Source organism: Cobetia crustatorum, assembly GCF_000591415.1.
In the GTDB taxonomy this organism is placed as follows: domain Bacteria; phylum Pseudomonadota; class Gammaproteobacteria; order Pseudomonadales; family Halomonadaceae; genus Cobetia; species Cobetia crustatorum.
On record NZ_JEMF01000013.1, the window covers coordinates 1 to 20,382 of the forward strand.

Consider the following 20,382-nt stretch of genomic DNA (forward strand, 5'->3'; position numbering starts at 1 on the left):
ACGAACACCGCCACAGCGCCATACGGTTCGTCACCCCGGGGGAGCGGCATGCCGGCCTGGATAACGAGGTGCTGGCAAGGCGAGACGCCATCTATGCCGAGGCGAAACGGCAACATCCCGGGCGGTGGAGCAGTGCCACCCGCAACTGGACACCGCGCCGGACAGTCTGGCTGAACCCCGACCAGGAAGACCCGCTGGTTCAACAGGATCAGCGATTAGAAGCCGCCTGATTACAGGTTCCAACAAGCTTGACAGACATCGGAGGGCAGTTGTGTCAGGCTATCCCGCTCATCAAGCTCAAGCTGGCGCTTTGCCACATTCGATTGGGTTGCCCGTATCATCGTTCACATCGTCATCTTTGGATCAGGAAGGCCAGGTATGCCGTCATACGATTCCCTCGCTCGTTCAGCTTCATCCCCCGTTGACGCCGATATTTCCTCGGTGACGTCGCGCCCCGTGTCCTGCGGCGTTTTCCTGTTCGGTCTGCTCAGTCTGGTCCTGCCCTCTGGCTATAGCATCGGGCCGGCACTGCTGGTGTTGCTCAGTGGCTATGGGTTGCTGCGCGAGCCGCGTACGCTGCTGCGCGCGCCTTGCACGGAGGATGTGACCGTCATCGGCGTGATGGCGGGCCTCGCAGCCTTGTTGCTGGTGAGCATCCTACTGCAGGGGGATGCGTGGCAGACGGCAGGCGTGCCTATACGCCTGTTGCTGGCTGTGCCGGTGTTGTTGCTCGTGTTGTCGTGTCCTCCGTCGCTGGGGGCGATGTGGGGTGGGTTGATCCTCGGCAGTGTGCTGACTGGTAGCTGGGCGATGTGGCAGAAGCTGGTGTGGGGTGTGCACCGCGCCGGCGGCTTTACCAACACCATCAATTTCGGCGATATCTGCATGTTGATGGGGCTGATGTGTCTCGCGGGACTTGGCTGGGCCATGAGTCAGGCAGGTGCCCGGCGGCGCTATTGGATACTGGCGCTGCTGGTTGGCGGGGCGTTCGGCATCATCGGCTCGTTGATGTCGGGGACACGCGGCGGTTGGATCGGCTTTCCCTTCGCGGTCTGGGTGCTGTATCGCAGTTATGGTGAGGTGATTTCACGCCGTGTGCTCAGGCTGGGCGTCTTCATGTGTGCCGGGGTGATCGCCTTGATGGTGATGACGCCGGCGACCGGTATCCAGCAACGTGTCGAAGCCGGTGTCTCGGATGTCACGAAGTACGTGGAGGACCGCAATGCCGGCACCTCCGCGGGGGCGCGTCTCGAGATGTGGCGGGGAGCTCTGCTGATGATCGCCGAGCAGCCGTGGCTGGGCAGGGGCGAGGCGGGGTATGCCGAGGCGCGTGATGCGATGATCGAGCGGGGAGAGCTGAGTCGCCACGTCCAATCTTATGAGCATCCCCACAACGAGTTTCTCGATGCTTGGGTCAAGCGCGGAGTACTGGGCTTGCTGGCGTTGCTTGCCCTCTATCTGGTGCCGCTGCGATTCTTCTACCGTCGCCTGGACAGCAACGACCTGACATTGCGCTCACTGGCTGTCGCCGGCGTGCTGCTGCCGCTGACCTTCCTCGACTTCGGGATGACTTGGGTGATGTTCTCCCAGGCCAGCGGCGTGATGGTCTATGCCTCCTGGTTGTCGATCGTGTGGGGCACGCTGCGCGCCCACGAGCGACGCCTCGAGACACTGCAGGCACCCTGAGAGTATTTTGACCTGCGAAGGTGACGGGGCTACAGTACGCGCAAAATTTGAGCAGTCGCTCACGACTATTCACGTGGGGTGGAGGAGGTTGCTTCACCGCTCAGGAGAACTGACATGCAAGACAAGCTCAAGATCGACATCGTGTCCGACGTGATGTGCCCGTGGTGCGTGATCGGCTACAAGCGTCTCGAGGGCGCCATTCAGTCACTCGGCCTGGAAGATAGCGTCGAGATCGAATGGCAGCCCTTCGAGCTGAATCCGGACATGCCGGCACACGGCGAGAATCTGCGCGCCCATATTGAGCGCAAGTACGACACCACGCCCAAGGCCAGTGCCGAGGTACGTCGCAATCTGACCGCTCTGGCAGCCGAGGAAGGCCTGGTCTTCAATTTCTTCGACGACATGCGCATGGTGAATACCCTCGAGCTCCACGTTCTGCTCGAGTACGCCGCCGAACAGGGCATGCAGCATGACCTGATGATGCAGTTCTATGCTGACTACTTCACCTTGCAGAAGGACATGTCGGACCGCGCCGTGATGGCGGACGCTCTGGCCGCGGTCGGGCTGGATGCCACTGAAGGGCTGGCAAAACTGGACGACCCGGAAGCCCTCCAGCAGGTAAGGGCGCACGAAGCCCAGTGGCAGAAGATGGGCATCTCCAGCGTGCCGACCTTCGTCTTCAATCGTCGCAGCGCTCTGAACGGGGCCCAGCCTAAAGAGGTGTTCGAGCAGGTGTTGAGCGAGCTTTCGGGGGGTCAGGCTTGAGCCTCACCGACTGAGGTGTCACTCAAGCACTGATTTTCGGTAGTGACGATCCCGTGACAAAAACGCGGCCCCGCTGAAGAGCAGGGCCGCGTTTTTCGTTCTGGGGGTGTGAGTGTGAAATGGCAGAACTGGCCGATCCGTCACGTGCGGGCTAACAACCCTCAGAGCCCTGCCTTGATGTCGCTCAGCTGTTGGATGAGGGTCTCGAGGACGGCGTCCACCTGGGCTTCGGTGTGCTCGCAGGAGAGGAAGAAGCGCAGACGGGCGCTCTTCTCCGGCACGGCGGGGTGCAGGATGGGCTGGACGTTGAAGCCGGCCTCGAACAGTTGGTTTGAGAGGCGTGCCGCCACCAGGGAGCTGCCGAGGATGACAGGCACCACCGCGACGCCCAGGCTGTCCCCGACATCCAGCCCCAGCGCACGGGCGCGCGTGAGGAAGTAGCCGGAGACGGCATGCAGGCGCGCGATGCGCTGTCTGGCATCGTCGCCCTGGAGCAGTTCGAGGATCTTCAGCGACGGGGCGGCGACCTGTGCCGGCATGCCCACCGAGTAGAGGAAGCCCGGCGCGAAGTAGCGCAGCATGCTGACCAGTTCCTTGCAGCCGGCGATGTAGCCGCCGCAGCCGGATAGCGTCTTGCTCATCGTGCCCATCCAGATATCGACGTCACGCGCATCGATATCGAAGTGCTCCCTCAGGCCGAGCCCACGCTCCCCGAGCACGCCGAAAGAGTGGGCTTCATCGACCATCAGCCAGCAGCGGTACTGTTGCTTGAGGGCGATCAGGCGCGGCAGGTCCGGCACGTCGCCGTCCATGCTGTAGAGGCCTTCGGTGACGATCAGCACGCGCTCGAACTTGCCGCGCTGACTGCTGAGCAGGGCTTCCAGCGCGTCGGGGTCGTTGTGCGCGAAGGGCATGCGACGAGCGCCGGAGAGCTGAGCGCCGACCAGCGAGCTGTTGTGGATCCACTCGTCATGCAGGATGAGGTCCTTCGGGCCGAGCAGATAGCCCAGCGTGGACACGTTGGTGGCATGACCGCTGACGAACACCACCGCATCCTCCACCTCGTAGGTGCGCGCCACCGCCGCTTCCAGCTGCCGATGGATCGGGCGCTCACCGGAGACGGCGCGTGAGGCCGACACCGAGGTGCCGTAATGGGCCGCCGCCTCGGCCGCGGCCTTGATCACCTCGGGATGACGGGAATAGTCGAGGTAGTTGTAGCTGGCGAAGTTGACCAGCTCACGCCTATCGATGCATGTGGTGGCGCCGGCGCAGCCTTCATGAACGCGGAAAAAGGGCTCCGGCACGCCGAAGGCGGCACCGGCCTGCTGCATCATGCTCAGCTGCTGATAACCGGGCTGGCGATCGAAACGCACGAAGTCATCGCTGATCACCAGCGGTGTTGGCTTGCTGGCAAACACATCGTCGCCTGCGTCGTCCGCCACGCGAGCGGTTGTTTGGGTACGACGGGCACGCGCCTTGTCCAGCAGCTGTTGTTTCATGTCGCGGGGAGAGAGGCCGGAGGAGTGACGTGTTGCCAAAGAGGAAGTCCTTGAAGTTGAAGCGATCTTTCCCTTGATGATGATGGGGTGTCGGCAAGAGGGCAAGCCTTTGCGCGCGTGGGAACGAATCTCGATGGGACTTGCTGAGGACCCGCCACATGCGGTTGCGCGCGTGCGGTCGTCGAGTCACCCGTCAGGGCCGCTCAAGCGCCACCCACAATAATGTCCCTTATCCAACGTGTGCTGCCATATCAAGGTCTTATCGCCGTTCTTGGCTGGCCGCCAGGCGAGCGGTTGCACTCAGCGGCCAGGGCGATCAAGCGATAGGAGCCAGAAAGTCGCCAGGCAGTGGGGTACGGGTTAAATGGTTCTTGGCTCTGAGAGTAATGTGCGTATTGAGCTCCTCTCCCCGAAGCCCAGGGTGTTGCCGAATATGTTCATCGATTAGCTGAATGACAAATTCCGCATAACGCGATGAGGCGAGTTCTATTGTCGAGACAGTGCGTCCCATCAGCTGGACGATCACGAGATAAGTAGCCTGCTGCGTTCGGGCAAGGAGCAATGCGTAACCTTCGGTACTCGTAGTGATAGCTAAAGGCACATGATCTACGATGTCTCTATGTGCGTTGACAGACAGGATGCTCATTTCGTCCATGAAGGTGATCTCATCTCATGAAAATATGGGAACTTACTGGATGATGCCTATTGTCCGTTTAGGCAACACCGCTGGCTATAATACTCTAGTAAGTAAAACACTAGTTGTCATTTATTTTTTAGCGCAATAAGTGTAAGAGGGTGTAGATACTTTCGGCATCAAATTTGAAGTTAGCGTCCTAAAATGGTTGAAATATTGATGTTCACTTCATTCCCTGGATTCATCGCTTACTAGTTGATCGACGTCAGCGCCTGTCAACGTAGCCGTATTTCAAGGTGTCTACAGGTCCTTATGGCTGGCATCTCCACTTCGGTCTGCTCGAGGCAAGTGCTGAGGCACGAGCGAATGCTATCTACAAATTCAGCCTCAAATGGATTTGGAACTCAAACGACCGATGCAAAATTGTGCTCGTTTGAGTTCCAAAAGTATCAACTAATTTCAGGATTGGATGATCATCTAGTATTACGCGTTACTTGCTGACCATCTCACCGCGTTTAGAAGTCGCTGTGGCTGCTTCACTGCCATGTTGCTTCACCAGCTGCGCCATGGCCTGGTCTTCCGAGCTGATTTCGGCATCCTCGCCGTCGGTATTTGACATCTTGTGCATCAGGCGCTCCGCGAGACGCCACAGGGTGGCGGCTTCACTGATCATCATCACCGGAATGCTGATCCCCAGACGCACCTCGACTGCCGTCATCAGCTCCACCCCCATCAGTGAATCGAAGCCCATATCATAGACGCTCTTATTGACGTCAATGGCCGTGTCATCGATCAGTAGAATCTTGCTCAGCTCGCCTTTGAGTATCTCAACGATGGCCGTCTGAAGCGCCTCACCTGTAAGCCCTGCCAGTATCGCGGCGATATCATCTTGCTGTGCCTGACTGGAGTCATCCTCACCGGCGCGACGCGCGATTTCCTCAAAGCGGGGTGTAGCGGCGGTTGGTAGGAAGCGTGCAAGCGCGCCCCAGTCCAGTTCTAGCACGCCCAGTGAGCGACCTGGCAGGCCGAGTGCTTGGGCCTGTTGATCCGCGCTGATCATCTTGCCGAGACAGGCCAGGGCATGGTCTGCCATCAGCGCATCGCCACCGAGGCGATTCTTGAGTGCTTCGCGCGTCTTCTCGTTGCGTGCCAGGAAGCCGGCATCCTCGATCGCGCCCCAGCGTGCGCAGGTGGCGGGCAGGCCACGTGCACGACGGTGGGCGGCAAGCCCCTCCAGCCAGTGGTTGGCCGCCACGTAGACGCTCTGTCCCGGGTTGCCGAACAGGGTGGTAGCCGAGGAGTAGAGCACGAAGAAGTCAAGCGCATGCTCGGCACTCAGGTGATCCAGCAGGCGTGCACCTTCCAGCTTCGGCGTCATCACACGCTGGATACCCTCGGCATCGAGATGGCGAATCAGTGCATCATCGATTACCGCGGCGGCATGAATGATGCCCTTGAGCGGTGCGATGCCATCGGCGTCAGCGGACTTGCCGAAACGTGCGAACACCTTTGATAACGCGGCCTCATCGGCGACATCGCAGGCCAGCGCATGCACGCTCACGCCCTGGGCCTCGAGACGCGCGACACCTTGCTGCGCTTCTTCACTGGCCGCGCCGGAGCGCCCGAGCAGTACCAGCTCACGCGCGCCCATTGCAGCCAGCCACTCGGCGCTGCGCAGACCAAAGCCGCCCAGACCGCCGGTGACCAGATAGCTGCCCGCCGGGTCGATCGTCAGTGTTTTTTGATTAGCCGTTAGCGCGTCGGGCTGACGGGACATTGCACCTGTACTAGCTCCCGCCACCGCACTTGCATTTGTCTGTTCAGCGGCGTGTTCGGCAGCGCGCTGAGTGACGACGACCTTGCCGATCTGGCGGGCCTGCTGCATGTAGCGGAAGGCCTCGACTACCTGACTGGCATCGAAGGTGGTGTAGGGCAGCGGTGCCAGGGTGCCGTCCTCGAACAGCGCCATCATCTCGCGGAACAGACGCGTGGTCAGGCCCGGGCATTCCTTCATCAGCTGATCGGAATCGATGCCGAAATAGCTCAAGTTGTTGCGGAACGGGCGCAGCCCCATCGGGGTGTTCTCGTAGAAGTCGCGCTTGCCCAGCTCACAGAAGCGTCCGAACGGCTTGAGCACGCGCAGGTTCTGGACGATGGCTTCACCGGCCAGCGAGTTGAGCACCACATCGACACCGCGGGCATCGACAGATGGATCGCGCTGCTGGCGTGCGGCGAGATCGGCCAGGATATCCTCGGCGAAGCATGGCTGCGCGAGTCATAGACGTTGTCGATGCCCATCAGCGCGAGAAAGTCACGCTTGGCCGGCGAGCCAACGGTGGCGAACACCTCGGCGCCCAGCCATTCGGCGATCTGCAATGCCGCGATGCCCACGCCGCCGGCGCGCCGTGAATCAGTACCTTCTCGCCTTCTTCCACCCGCGCCAGATGCTTGAGCGCGTAGTAGACGGTGAAGAAGGTGGTCGGGATGGTCGCTGCGGCTTCCAGGCTGACGCCGTGGGGCACATGGGCCAGCGCCGTGTCGGCGATCACCAGACGGTCGGAGAAGCTGGCCGGGCCGAAGCCGACCACGCGCTCGCCGACCTTGAATTCGGCATTGGCACCGACCTGAGTGACGATGCCGGAGAACTCGAGCCCCAGGCTCGGGCCGGAGAAGCCGTGTTCGATGGCTTCATCCGACAGCAGGCCGAGGGTGTACATGACATCGCGGAAGTTGAGACCGCTCGCCTCGACACGCACCTCGACTTCGCCGGCTGCCACGGAGGGCAGAATGCGTGGCTGCCATTCCAGGTTGCGCAATTGACCGGGCTGGCTGAAGCCGAGGCTGACGCCGTGTCGCTGAGCGCCTGAGGTCTGCGAGCCTGAGATCTGCGAGAGGGAGCTCTCGCCACCAATGGCCTGCTGAGGCGCTGCTACCTGACGCAGACGTGTCGCGAAGCGGGCGCCAGTGGCATCCAGCACCACTTCCTGTTCGTGATCCGGCGCTTCGAGATCCTGCACCAGCGCGTCCATCAAGGCCGGCGTGCAGGCGGCATCGTGCTCCAGCGTCGGCGTATCCAGCAGGCGAATGGCCAGCGACTGGCTCTCGTTGGCCAGACTGCGCGCAAAGCCCCAGCTGGCCGCATCCGCCGGAGGAGTCGCTGCGGGGGCGCCATCTGTCTGCCACAGCGTCGCCACATCATGTGTCAGCACCCACAGGGTCGGGGCGAGGCGGCTGTCGTCCTGCTCCTGGGCGCTGTCAAAGGCCTGGGCGACCTGTGTCAGTAGCTGTTGGCGTGCGCACTGGAGGGCGTTGGTGCTGTCCGTATCATTCTGCTCAACTGTCGCCGCAGCGCTTGGCAGCGCGATCAGGTGATCAACGTCGCCAAGCTGCTCGATCAGTGCGGAGACGTCCGCGGGCAGGCTGGCTGACAGGCGCTGATGGCTGACCTGATGACCACGCGCGGCCAGTGAGTCGCTCAAGCGCGTCAGCAGTGCCTGATCCGCCGGTGCCTGCGGGCAATCCAGCAACGCGATGGAGAGCTTGTCGGCTTGGCTTGCTACTGATTCGCTCTCGACTGATTCACTTGCCGCCGTCTGGCCTTCAGCGGTTTTCGCAAGAGCCGCAAGCGGTGCCTGAGCGGCAAGCGTCGCGGAGAGCCACCAGGCGCCGGATGTTTCAGCGCCCAGGTGATCGCTGGCCAGGCTATCGCTGGCAGGCGCTGGTGACTCGATGTCGAGGCCCAGCTGGGTCAAGAGACGCTGCCATTGCGCGATGCCCGGATGACTGCGCAGCTGCTCACCATCATCGAGGGCCAGAATCGGCCCGGCCCAGGCCGCCGGCTCACAGCCACACAGCAGCAGCTGCGCGCCGGGGGCCAGACGGGCGATCAGTGCTGTCAGCAGTTCGCGCGCCTGTGACGGTGCCTCGAAGTCCAGATGCACGATGGCGAGCTGAGCCTTGCGGGTCGTGGCGGTGTCTTGGAAGGCCTCGCCCGCGATCACGTCGATCAGCGGCAAGTCATCCTGCAGGCGATTGGCTTCACTGAGGGCACCGTTACTGGCGGCCACGAAGCGGTAATCCAGCGCTGCGTAGCGACCGTTGCGTGCATCCGCCTCGCGCAGTGTCGCGAGACGCTGGCCCAACCAAGGGCCGCCGGCCCCCAGCTCCAGTACATCGAGACGCTGTCCCGCAGGCAGGGCGGCAAGTGCACTGCTGATGCGTTGATCGAGCTGGGCGCTCAACCACTGCCAGCCAGCATTGCCGACCGTCGTCTTGAGCAGCGTCGGGATCAGCGGCTGGCGCAGGTGCTCCAGTGCGGCACTGGCGTCCGTCGAGAGCAGCGCCTCGCGGTCTGCCACCACTTCATCAGCGGTGCCGTCCAGCTGAGTCCCTTCTGACTGAGTCCCGCTCAAGGGCATGCCGCGATTGAGCCATTCATCCAGGTGCAGGTGCAGGCGACCGGCGGCATGCGTCAACGGGAACTGGCCCGGGTAGTCGCGTACCAGCAGCTGCCAGATGTCATTGGCGGCGGGCAGATCCAGCGAATTGATCTGCCAGTCGCCGCTGTCGAGTGCTTCCGTCAGGCCTTGTGATTCGGCCCAGTCGAGCAGGGCACGGCTGAACAGCGGACAACGGCGCTGCCAGCGCGACAGCGCCTCGTGATCGAGATGGGCCAGCTCCGGGTCGCCCGGCGCGGCGTGACGCAGCAGGGTCTCGTGGACGCTGGCGAGCATCAGGCTGTCGAGCAGCGGCTCCAGCTCATCGCGGAAGCACTGGCTGTCGGCCAGCAGCGTCTGTGCGCTGGCGGCCGCGTCGCTCTCAGCAACATTCTCACCATCCTCACCACCATCGGCAGCCTCTGTGGCCTGCATGGCGTCATTCACCAGGCCTGCGAGATCCAGCGCCGGTGCAGACGGCTGAGTGAGCGGGTGCGGGGCGGCAGTCAGTTCGATATCCAGGTAATCCAGATGCGCCGTGCCATCACGCCCCAGGCGTACGGCGCGGAAGCGGGCCTCTTCGGCAACCGCCACGGCGCGGCCTTCGGCGTCGAACAGCTCGAAGTCGGCACACAGGGAGTGCGGGCCACGCGAGCGCAGCACGACACGTGCGGTGACGATCTGCGAGGCGCGTACCTGCTCACGTACCTGCAGGCGTCCGACGCGCACCGGCACGAAGGCCATGCCATTGCTGGCCGCCATCTGGCCCTTGAGCACGCCCAGCAGCGGAATGAACAGCTGGAAGGCGCTGTCGAGCACGCCGGGGTGCAGGTGGAAGTCGGCATCCTGGCTGGCCATTTCCTCGGTCAACGAGAAACGGGCCAGCACCTGCGGACGCGCAGTGCCTGGTGCGTGGTGGTCGGCGCCCGCGTCGACCCAGATCTTCTCGGCGGCGCGGAAATGCGGGCCGTAATGCAGGCCGAGTTGCGCGGCAGCCGCCACGTGCTCATCGCGGCCGAAATCGGCGGCGCGAGTCGGCATGATCGGGGCGGCTCGCTCCAGCAGGCGTCCACGCGTGGCGGTGAAGGCGCGCGCCACGGCGTGCAGATTCCACTTGTCGGCATCTTCCGCGCGTGTCTCACGACTCTCCAGACGCATGGCGCCATTGGCGCTGTCCAGCGACAGGCGGGTCAGACGCAGGGTGCTGTCATCGAGCAGCAGCGGGGCGCGAATCTCGAAGTCTTCCAGATCCAGCACGTCGGGCAGGCTGTCCGCATCGGCGCTGGCGGCCTGCCATTCGTGGGCGGCGGCCAGGCACTGCTCCAGATAGCCGGCCCCCGGGAAGACGGCACTCTCGCCGACCTGATGATCGGCCAGCCACGCGACCTTCTGGGTGTCGAGCTGGGCTTCCCAGGTCAGGCGTTGCTGAGCGAGACGATAACCGAGCAGCGGGTGCACGTAATGACGATCCAGCAGACGCTGGCTTTCGCTGGTGGTCTGGATCCAGCACGGGATGCGTTGCCACGGGTAGCTTGGCAGCTCGACGAACTGACCGGCGACCGGGAACAGGCCGGTGATGTCGACGGCGCCGGAAAGCAGCACGCGACCGCGCAGATGCTCCAGGGCATCTAGCCCGGCATGGCGACGGTCGAGACTGGCGAGCACCTGGCCGGCGGGCGCCTCGTCACTGCGCGCCTTGAGGATGTCGTTCAGGTAGCTGCGCAGGATCGGGTGTGCGCCGATCTCGACCAGCAGGCGATGGCGGCCGAGGGCAGCGTTCTCCTCCGCCTCGGAGTGCCAGTTGACCAGCGACGTGACGGCGGCCTCGAACATGACCGGCTGCCGGATGTTCTCCCACCAGTAGCGTGCATCCAGCTGCTCGCCGGCAATGACGCTGCCGGTGACGGTGGAGATGAACGGGGTATGGGTGGCGCGGGGCGTCAGGCCGTCGAGGGACTCGAGCAGGCCGGGCTTGATCGGGTCCATCGCCGGGCTGTGGAAGGCGTAATCCAGCCCCAGTACCCGTGCGAAGGTGCCCTGGGCGGAGAGCTCCTTGCTCAGCGCTTCCAGCAGCTCACGCTCGCCGGCCAGGGTGGTGCCGCGCGGGCCATTGATGCCGGCCAGTGACAGCGACGCCCATTGCGGCTGCTCCAGCCACTCGCGCATCTCGCACTCGCCGAGACCGACGGCCATCATTGCGCCGGTGCCCCGGGTGCGCCCCTGGTGATAGCTGCGCTGGAAGATGACGCGGGTAGCCTGTGCGAGCGTCAGCGCGCCACTGGCCCAGGCGGCAGCGACTTCGCCGACACTGTGACCGGTGACGGCAGCAGGGCGGATACCGCGTTCGATCAGCCACTCGGTGACCGCGACCTGCAGCGCGAACAGCGTCGGCTGGGCGATCTCGGTGGCGTCCAGGCGGTTCTCGCCTTTCTCGCTCAGGCTACCGTCCAGCTCCTTGAGCAGCTCGAAGCCATTGAAGTCGCGGAAGGCGACATCGAGGCGTTCAAGACAGGCGCGCACGCTGGCGGATTCTTCCAGCAGGGCACGGCCCATGCCGGCCCACTGGCAGCCATTGCCGGAATACACGAACACCGGGCCGCGCTCTTTCTGCACGCTGCTGACGGCGTTTGTGCCATGGCGTGGCGAGGCACCATTGCTGCTGGCGCTCGGCAATGCCGGCAGACGGTCTGCCAGCGTGATGCGCGGATGGTCACCGAGATCCCCCTCGCTGCCGAGGGTGTCGAGGTCCTCAAGCAGGGTAGTGAAGGTGTCTGCGCTGAGCAGGGCACCATGCACATGGTGCTCGCGGCGGGCGGCCAGCTGCCAGGCGAGATCGTAAAGGCTTGGTGCCATGTCGTTTGCGGCGAGCTCACGCAGGTGCTCTGCCAGCTCCAGCGCGGATTGCTTGAGCGCCTGTGGGGAACGAGCACTCAGGCGCAGCGGCGGCGTCTGTTCACCTTCACTGCTCGGTTGCGCTACCGACTGTTCGGGAGCACTTTCCAGCAGCACGTGGGCATTGGCGCCCCCGAAGCCGAAGGAGTTGACGCCGACGACCAGACGACCGTCAGCCTTGAGCTTGCGCGGCTGGGTGACGATATCCAGATTCCACTCGTCGGTACGAATCTTCGGATTCAGACGCTGGATATTGATCGTCGCGGGCACTTCACGGTGCGCGATCACGCCCAGAGCCTTGGCCAGGCCTGCCACGCCAGAGGCGGTTTCCAGGTGGCCCATGTTGCTCTTGATCGAGCCGATCGGCAGCGGGCTGGAGCGCTTCTGGCCGATGGCCGCGCCGATGGCACGGGTTTCCAGCGGGTCACCGACCGCGGTGCCGGTACCGTGGGCCTCGAGATAGTCGATCTCGTCCGGGCTGATGCCGGCCTGCTCGCAAGCCTGTTCCATCAACTGGATCTGCGCCGCCGGGTTGGGCACGGTCAGGCCGGACTTGTAGCCATCGGTATTGACCACGGAAGATGCCACCACGGCGAGGATACGATCGCCATCGGTGATGGCCTGGTCGAGATCCTTGAGCAGGAAGACACCGCCGCCTTCGGAGCGCGCGTAGCCGTCGCCGGCTTCATCGAATACCTGGCAGCGGCCGGTCTTCGACAGCATCGTGGCCTTGGAGAAGATCAGGAAGCCGTACGGATGCAGGTGCAGGCTGATGCCGCCGGTCAGCGCCATGTCGGTCTCGCCGCTTCTGATCGACTGGCAGGCTGATGGAAGGCAACCATCGAAGAAGAGCAGGCGGTATCCAGTGACAGGCTCGGGCCATGCAGGTCGAAGGCATACGACAGGCGGTTGGAGGCCACGCTGGAGGTATTGCCGGTCGCGGTATTCGGGCCGATGGCGCTGAGGTCATCCGCCATGCGATAGGAATAATCCAGGCTGGCGATGCCCATGAAGACGCCACAGCGTGAGCCGCGCATCTTCTCGGCGGGGATGCCGGCGTGCTCGATGGCTTCCCAGCTCATCTCCAGCAGCATGCGTTGCTGGGGGTCCATGCTGGCGGCTTCGCGCGGGCTGATGCCGAAGAAGGCGGGGTCAAAGCCGGTGATGTCGCCCAGTGAACCTGCGGCGAAGCTGTAGCTCATGCCCGGGGCTTTCTTGTCCGGGTGCGAGAGAGACTCCTTGCTCCAGCGGTCGTCGGCGACTTCGGTCACCATGTCCTTGCCGGCCAGGAGGTCGTCCCACAGGGTGGCCTGAGTGGTGCCGGGGAAACGGCTGGCTGCGCCGATGATGGCAACGCGTCGGGTCATGACAAGCTCCTGAACTTCTGAGTCACGGCACTGTGGCGAGCATGTTTCGCGGTCGCCTTCAGCAGCGCACTTCCTAATGTATCGATATTGATGACGCGCGGGTCGCCCTTGCGGCATTGCTCGTCAGTCTTGAAAGGCCCTTCGCAGTCGAGGGCCCACTCCATCAGCTCCGGGTCCTTGTCGCGCACGGCCGCCATGGTCTGGCGGGCGGTGTCGTCGGACTCCGGCAGGGCGCTGGACCAGATGAAACTGTCGGTCACGCCATTGGGCTCGCCCAGGGTCGCATAGACCTCGGGCATGATCGGCACATGGTCTCCATAGAAACACAGCAGCCCGCCGCGCGGCAGTCGCGCCAGCGCGGTGGTGAGCTGATCGATCATCGCGTCGGCATTCACCAGATGACGCAGATAGATGCCCAGTTCCTGACAGTTCTCCGGCAGGTCTCCGTCGTACCACTCCGGCAGACGTGCGCTGTCGAAGGTTTCCAGGTGCAGCGGGCCGTGATTCTCCATGGTGATCACTTGGATGAACAACGGCGTATCGCCGGCTTCCAGCAGACAGTCTTCCACCTTGGCCGCCACGGCGGCATCGCTGATGTACTGGCCACTCTTGTCGGCATCGCTGAAGTGGGCGATGTCGAGGAATTCATCGAAACCGAGCTGTTTCAGCACCTGATTGCGCAGGTAGAAGGTGCCGGGATAGGGATGGATGCACAGCGTGCGATAGCCCATTGCCTTGTAGCTGGCGGCCAGATTGGGCACGGCGCGACGCGCCAGCTGATGGTAGGGGTTGAACTGGTGCACGCCGAGCTCTTCGGCGGTCAGGCCCGTCAGGAAGGCGGTCTCGGTGCGCACGGTATTGGCGCCCCACGCCGGCACGGCCAGACGACCACACGGCAGTCCCTGGGCTAGGGCGGTGAAGTGGCAGCGGTCCAGGTTCGGCAGTAGGTCGTCACGTACCCGGGGGTAGACGCGACGGGCATCGAAGAAGGATTCGCTCTGCACACTGACGACATGGGGCAGTGCCTTGGTGGCGTCCTCGTCATCGAGTTCGCGCAAGGTGGCGTCGAGTTCTTGCTGTGCCTCCTCCAACGGATTGCGCAGTGGCGTCAGCGGGCGACGCGCCAGCCGCGCATAGGCCAGCAGGTAGGCCACCATGCCTAGCTCGCTCAGGTCGAACTCGGGGACCAGCATCACCTTGTTGGCCAGACGGTTGCCCAGGGCGTAGGTCAAGACGCTCGCGCCGATCAGTACGCTGATCAACGGCACCAGCCATAGAGCGGCGTTGCCTGAGTAGACGGCGGAGAAGCCCAGCGCGGGCTCGAGCCAGAGCCCCAGACCGATTGCCAGCGCCCCTGCCGTGGTCGCGGCGATGGTCAGCCCGATGCCGAAGAAGGGGATGTACAGGCGCGGGTGCTTGATGGCGTCGGTGAAGTACTCGAAGTCCTGGCTGAGGAAGGGTTCGCGCAGCGACACGTACTTGGTGTGGCTGACCTGCAGCACCACCAGCCACAGCGCATTGACGACGATCAGCGAGAACCAGGGCCGCTGGGTGATCAAGGTGCACAGTGACCAGCTGGCGCACCAGTACCCGACATGTACCAGTCGGGCGCTGACGGGGCGACGCCAGAATGCGGCTGGTGGTGTCGTCATCTGTTTCAGCAGCAGATGCTCAAGCCCCAGCGTCAACCCGAGGCCGACCAGCAGTGGCCCGGCCATGAAAGACACAAACGCAATGACAAACTCCATGTAATGCCGACCTCGTTAGCCTCTGCCGTCGCAGGGGCTGTGTAGTGTCCGGTCGAGTACTCGACCCTGATCAAGATCCATGGCGGCCAGGGTAGTGGTAAGTCGGCCCCTCGCCGCAGTATTTTCAGGCGCTCTGGTGTCCAGATCCTGATCGTTCCTGCGTGTTCAACTGCCGCTATGGCGTTCCCGTCACTGTCTTTCCCATCGATTCTGCACGATGTACTCCAGTGGCAGGTACTGGGGTATTACGCTAACTCATTGTCATGACAATGGAAAAAAGCTGAGCCATCGCCTGCTACCCATGGCGGGCCGGCTCACGGTTCACGGCTTAGGTTCACGGTTCACGAAGACGCAAGCCCCGATCAATGAGTGTAATTGAACCACCCGAGCAGGCGCTGGGAGATTCCGGCGGGCAGGACACTCAACCACCAGCACCCGAAGTTGAGCGGGAAGGGGAAGCTGATACGCGCCCGGTTACGCGCTGCGCCCTTGAGGATGCGGCGTGCGGCCTTCTCGGGTAGCATCTCGAAGGGCTTAGGGCCTGGCATGGCTTCACACATCGGTGAGGTGACATAGCCGGGCATGACGACGGTGACCCCTACGCCATGAGGTTTGAGCCAGCTGCGCAGGCCTTCGCCATATGCCTTGACCGCCGCCTTGCTGCCGCTGTAACTGGGCGTCAATGCCAAGCCATGCCACGCCGCCAGGGAGCTGAGCAGTACCAGCTGGCCACTGCCGCGCTGTTTCATCGCCATGGCCAGATGGTGCGCCATGCCCAGCGTGCCGATCACGTTGGTCTGCAGCAGGCGGCGTGAATCCTCCCAGCGCTCACCGTTGCCCTGGGGGCCGATATCGGTGTTCATGCCGGCGTTGGCGATGGCGATATCCGGCACGCCGCGCGCGCAGACTTCATCCAGCCAGGTGAACAGGGTCTCTTCATCACACAGATTGAGTACCGTGCATTCCACCTCGGCGCCCAGTTTGCGGCAGTCGTTGGCGATCGCATCGAGCTTGCGCTGCTTGCGGCCGGTGAGGATCAGCGTGGTACCCGACTCGGCGTAGGCGCGCGCTAGGGCACCGCCGATCTCGCCCGTGGCGCCGGTGATCAGGACGCGCCGCAGGCGGCTGGCATCCTGCGCGGCTTTCGCACTGGCGTCGCTTTCTGCAGGTCGGCTATCCGCTCGGTGAGTGCCAGCGTCGCGCTCAGCTTCGGTAGGCTCTGGCTGCTGGGGGGGCATGGCCGTCATCTTTGGTCTCCTTGAATCCCGACACCGAAGGTCGGCAGTTCCCTTGCGTTTCTCATTATGGTCGGGTGAGAGAGGCTGCCATCATTGGCGTGTCTCACCTCAATGCTTGGTCCAGCAGTCTTATTGCATGTTCAGCAACGGCTCATCATCTGCTCCAAGGGAGAGCGCTCGGCACATAGTCTCTTCGTGGCTCCTATTACAGCGAGTTGCATGCCCGGCTTGCTGTAAAACCCCCCATTGAGCTGCACGGTATGAATCACCGTATTGCGGAAATGCCGGAATAACGTCGTATCGGGGCGCTGGCCCTGGGTCCAGAAATCATGCAGCGAACCTTGGAAGGTCAGGCCCGGCAAATTGAATATCGGGTCGCCCATGCAGAAGGTCGGGCAGCGATACTGCAGCGCCACGTTGCCGGTCGTGCTGTTGACCGTAATCATGCCCTTGGCCTGCTGCAGCAGCTTCTCCAGATTGCCGCTCTCCAGATAGACGATACGCCCGATCAGATCGTAGCGGCGCTCCAATGAGCGAATTAGCCCCGGGTAATCCACCAGCCCCATGTCGAGGGGATGGTTCTTGATCACCAGGCGTGCACCGCGTGGCGCATTCAGGGCGAAGCTCTTCATCACCCGCTGGATGACTTCCTGCATGTTGGCGAAGCGCGAGTGGTGGCGTATCTGGGCATCGGTATTCAACTGCAGCGGCAGCATGTAGTAGGGTGCGCCACTGCCCATCAGCTGATCGATACGCATGGCATCACGCCGCTTGTACCAGCGCATCAAGGGCAGTCGTGTTGCATAGCCCGCGTATTCCTGCACGGCGTGAATGCTGTGCGAGCGGTAGCGCGGGAACAGCAGCGGATTGGTCGCGCCCGCCAGGTGATAGGTGATGTCGTGGCGCGCACGCTCACTGAAAGGCGCCTGGAAACGCTGCGGTGTGGGGGCATCTTCGAGATGTCTGCCTGCCTCACGGAACCAGTCTGGATCACGAGGCAGGAGGGAATGCCCATTGACGCCTTCGCGCTCCAGCGTCACCCAGTAAGGGCGGAAGTAGCCCTCCTCGAACACGTGGGTACGGATGCCGAGATATTCCGCCTTGAGCACGGCATCACGATGTACCGGGCGTCGGTCGCCGAACAATACCTGATCGGTGACGTGATGCTTGCGCCAGAGTTCGGCGATCCAGTCGCCGAGGTCCTCGAGCTTGCCGCGATAGGCATACGCCTTGTCGTGGCGCCAGTAGAAGCTGTCGCCGCTGTTGAAGTTGACCTTGATGACCTCATGGCCATCCTGCTTGAGCTTTTTCGCCAGATGCAGGAAGAAGGGCGAGCACACCCCCTGCAGCAACATGAAGACGCGCCGGCGGTCGCCTCCCGGTCGGATGTGAGCAGAGGGTGGCTGCCTCGGAGTGTGCAATTCAACACCACGCAAGGCATCGGGCTGAACTGGCGGTCGTGTCAGGACGACATCATCCGACATCTTGAGCTGGCGCAGTTTTTCGATCGCGCTAGCCACGGAAGTTGTCGGAGAGAGGCCTTGTTCCCCAAGGCTCTCCTGCGCGCGAGCGTCCGCGGGCATGAGGGCGGAAGCTGAATCGGTGAAAGGCAATGCCAGACGTCCATGTAACATGATTCAATGCTTCCCGATAAATAAGGCGCGATAGCCTCGATAAAGACGGGTTTTCCAAGGCAATGCTGGCTTCAAGGTACCTCTGCGAAGCTTGTCACGTTGTTGTTCCAGAATCGTGACGACTGTCTCAGCATTGCATAAGTGACCGTGCTCAGGGGCCACATACACGGGATACTCGATCAGAGCGCCAGCCACCAGGGCATCCACACTCAAGTGCCGAGTTCGTCTTGGGCACTCGACAAGGTCATGGGTCAGCCCCCAGCCAGCATAGAAGGGCAGGCCATGGGTCGTGACGGGCACACCTCGTATCAGGGCTTCAAAGCCGGCGAGCGAGCAGAGCGTGTGTACATGATCCACCTGCTCAAATAACCGACTGATATTGCCGGTGGTCAATTCGAGATCGTACGTCCCGCCTTCAGTCGCCACCTCGCCACTACGTCCCCCTGTGACAACGTCGGGATGCGGTTTATAGATCACGTAGCTTTCAGGGTGCAATTTCCGCGCCGCCTCAAGCAAAGCCTGATTGGTGCGTATCCCGGGGCACGCATGGCGTATCGAGGCATCTGACTCCACCTGGCCGACGACCAATATCACGTCACGGCCCTTGGCCATCGCGCGAAGGTCCGGCAATTCATCACCTTCTGAATTGTACTTGCTCAGTCCCAACTTGATCAGGCGCTCGCGTAATTGGCTTGCACGGCCTAACTCGGCATCGGTGAAATCATGATGCATCAACCAGTGCTCCAGTGTGCTTGAGCGACTGGCGTCAAAATGCATGCCGAGCGGGTCGAGGATCAGCGAAAGTGGCCGCGTGAGATCCACCCCCAGGCCGACTGAGCGCAAGAAACCGTCCTCGATTCGCCACAGAGAGCCCCCTTGTGCAATGACGGAGGCTTCCAGCTCTGCTGTGGTTCGGCTCGCCCAACTCAGCACGCGGGTAGGGTGCGGTGCCTGTTGTTCGCGCTGCGACAACGCTTGCGGATCATGAGCGGTGGTGACACAAGCATTCTTTTGCAGCTTCTGCAGTGCGATGGCATCGCTTTTGACGAAGTCGCAGTGCGCCAATGGCCCCAGGAAGCCGGGCAGGAAATTACGCTTCCAGCGCGAGTACCCCGGCGCTATCCAGTGTCCTGCCAGCCTGGTAGCCATTCGCTTCTGGTCTGCAAGCAGCTGGATGATCTCTTCGAGCGTCGCGACCTGCTGGGTATAGGGATTGGCATAGCGGCTGTATTCGAGATAGGCCGCGGCAAACACCTGCTCAAGCGTGCGTGACTGCCCTCGGCGCGGACATTGCTGGCGATCATCCGTCAGGCCCCAGCCGGCATAGAACGGCATGCCGTGACAGATCACCGGCAGGCCTGCCATCAGGGCCTCGAACCCAAGCTGGCTGGTCACGACATGGACGCCATCGACCTGTTCGAACAGGCACCAGGGGTTGATGTCGTCACTCAGCAGGGTGCAGCCAAGCTTGCGCGCCTCTTCCAGCAGATAGCCGCGCTTCTTGCCGGCGATCACATCCGGATGCACCTTGACCCACACCTCGGCTCCCTCGATTGCACATGCCTCCCTCAGCATGGCAAGGAAAGTCTCCGGGCTGGCCATGCCGCCCACGACAGACGCATCCTCGGCGGTCTGATCCACGATGAGAAGTCGCTGCATGCCAGGCTTTCGGGCAGGGAGCTTGCCCTCTGGTGCATGGTTGTACTTGCTCAAGCGATGCATGCGCAGGCTTTCGAGAGCCGCGCGCGCGCGCGCCAGCAACGCCTCACTCTGACGCGTCGGCGCTTCATTGATCAGTTGCTCGAGATCACTCGGTTGGCGCGCATCGTAATAGATGCCCTGATGATCGACCACCATCGCCATGCCAGGGTAACCGGCGCTTGCCAGGGTCAGAGAACGCAGGAAACCATCCTCCAATGCAACGTAGGGCAATCCATGTTCAAGCGCATATTGGCGCGCACGTTTCGCCGTGGGTTTATGTCCCCAACCGACGACACGCATGATGTTTGTCGAGGATTTCTGGCCCGCGAATTCTGGCGCAGTATTTATCCCTTTCGATGCCCCGAGTTCTGGCAAAGAATCAGCCTCGCTCGCTGCCGGTTGTTGTTCTTTTCCTACATTTTTTTTGCTCAGTGTACCTGTCGAGGCACGTCGCCTGGCAGCGAAAGATAAATTCTTGAAGTTGAGCGAGTTGTCATTTTTCTGACATGAAAGGGGTGTAAGCCCTCTTGTCAGTGGCAGCAACTCGGGAATGAAGCAGGCAAGAAGTGGTTGGCGATAAATACCTGAAGAAAAACAGAGCGATGCCCCAGAGATCGCGTCATTCGTGACATCTGCTGATCCGTGCCGAGCGTGAGAGGCGCAGGGCAGAGCACGCATGAGAAGCTCCCATCCTTGGTTCATTGCCGCCTTCAGCATGCAGGGTGTCCGTTTCAGATAAGAAAAGTGACTGCTTACTCGTGATGCTCAGCACGCCTGGTGAG

Annotated in this window: 8 protein-coding genes and 3 pseudogenes; 3 read left to right on the forward strand and 8 right to left on the reverse strand. The window is 62.4% G+C overall.

From position 1 onward, the window contains the following. The 3 genes and pseudogenes from BF12_RS18420 to BF12_RS0102805 form a co-directional block, all read left to right on the forward strand. Nucleotides 1–230, forward strand: a pseudogene (locus BF12_RS18420) (IS3 family transposase); the annotation flags it as partial. A 148-nt stretch (nucleotides 231–378) separates the two neighbouring features. Then, nucleotides 379–1,686, forward strand: coding sequence for an O-antigen ligase family protein (locus BF12_RS0102800; RefSeq protein ID WP_024950940.1), 1,308 nt, complete (start codon nucleotides 379–381; stop codon nucleotides 1,684–1,686). A gap of 114 nt (nucleotides 1,687–1,800) precedes the next feature. Next, a complete protein-coding gene (locus BF12_RS0102805; RefSeq protein WP_024950941.1) occupies nucleotides 1,801–2,451 on the forward strand; it encodes a DsbA family oxidoreductase in 651 nt (216 codons plus the stop codon). Between the two features lie 161 nt (nucleotides 2,452–2,612). Here the strand turns inward: BF12_RS0102805 and BF12_RS0102810 are convergent, their stop codons facing one another. The 8 genes and pseudogenes from BF12_RS0102810 to BF12_RS0102840 form a co-directional block, all read right to left on the reverse strand. Beyond that, a complete protein-coding gene (locus tag BF12_RS0102810; protein ID WP_035158801.1) occupies nucleotides 2,613–3,950 on the reverse strand; it encodes an aminotransferase class I/II-fold pyridoxal phosphate-dependent enzyme in 1,338 nt (445 codons plus the stop codon). A gap of 1,124 nt (nucleotides 3,951–5,074) precedes the next feature. Next, nucleotides 5,075–6,769, reverse strand: coding sequence for an SDR family NAD(P)-dependent oxidoreductase (locus BF12_RS21000; protein WP_051510676.1), 1,695 nt, complete (start codon nucleotides 6,767–6,769; stop codon nucleotides 5,075–5,077). A gap of 131 nt (nucleotides 6,770–6,900) precedes the next feature. Further along, a pseudogene (locus BF12_RS23525) lies at nucleotides 6,901–6,975 on the reverse strand (hypothetical protein); the annotation flags it as partial. A gap of 251 nt (nucleotides 6,976–7,226) precedes the next feature. Continuing rightward, nucleotides 7,227–13,279: pseudogene (locus BF12_RS23660) on the reverse strand (type I polyketide synthase); the annotation flags it as partial. Beyond that, entirely contained in the window at nucleotides 13,276–15,027 is a 1,752-nt protein-coding gene (locus tag BF12_RS0102825; protein WP_051510682.1) for an LTA synthase family protein, read from the reverse strand. The gene BF12_RS0102825 and the pseudogene BF12_RS23660, both read right to left, overlap by 4 nt. A 362-nt stretch (nucleotides 15,028–15,389) precedes the next feature. Beyond that, the gene (locus BF12_RS0102830) at nucleotides 15,390–16,274 is read right to left on the reverse strand and encodes an SDR family NAD(P)-dependent oxidoreductase (protein ID WP_024950945.1); all 885 of its coding nucleotides are present in this window, start codon (nucleotides 16,272–16,274) and stop codon (nucleotides 15,390–15,392) included. Between the two features lie 131 nt (nucleotides 16,275–16,405). Beyond that, nucleotides 16,406–17,899 (reverse strand): capsule polysaccharide biogenesis protein, encoded by a 1,494-nt coding sequence (locus BF12_RS0102835; RefSeq protein WP_024950946.1) that lies wholly within the window; start codon nucleotides 17,897–17,899, stop codon nucleotides 16,406–16,408. A gap of 3 nt (nucleotides 17,900–17,902) precedes the next feature. Further along, nucleotides 17,903–19,900 carry a capsule polysaccharide biogenesis protein gene (locus BF12_RS0102840; RefSeq protein ID WP_024950947.1) on the reverse strand — a complete coding sequence of 666 codons (1,998 nt, stop codon included), beginning with the start codon at nucleotides 19,898–19,900 and terminating at the stop codon, nucleotides 17,903–17,905. Nucleotides 19,901–20,382: the final 482 nt, after the last annotated feature.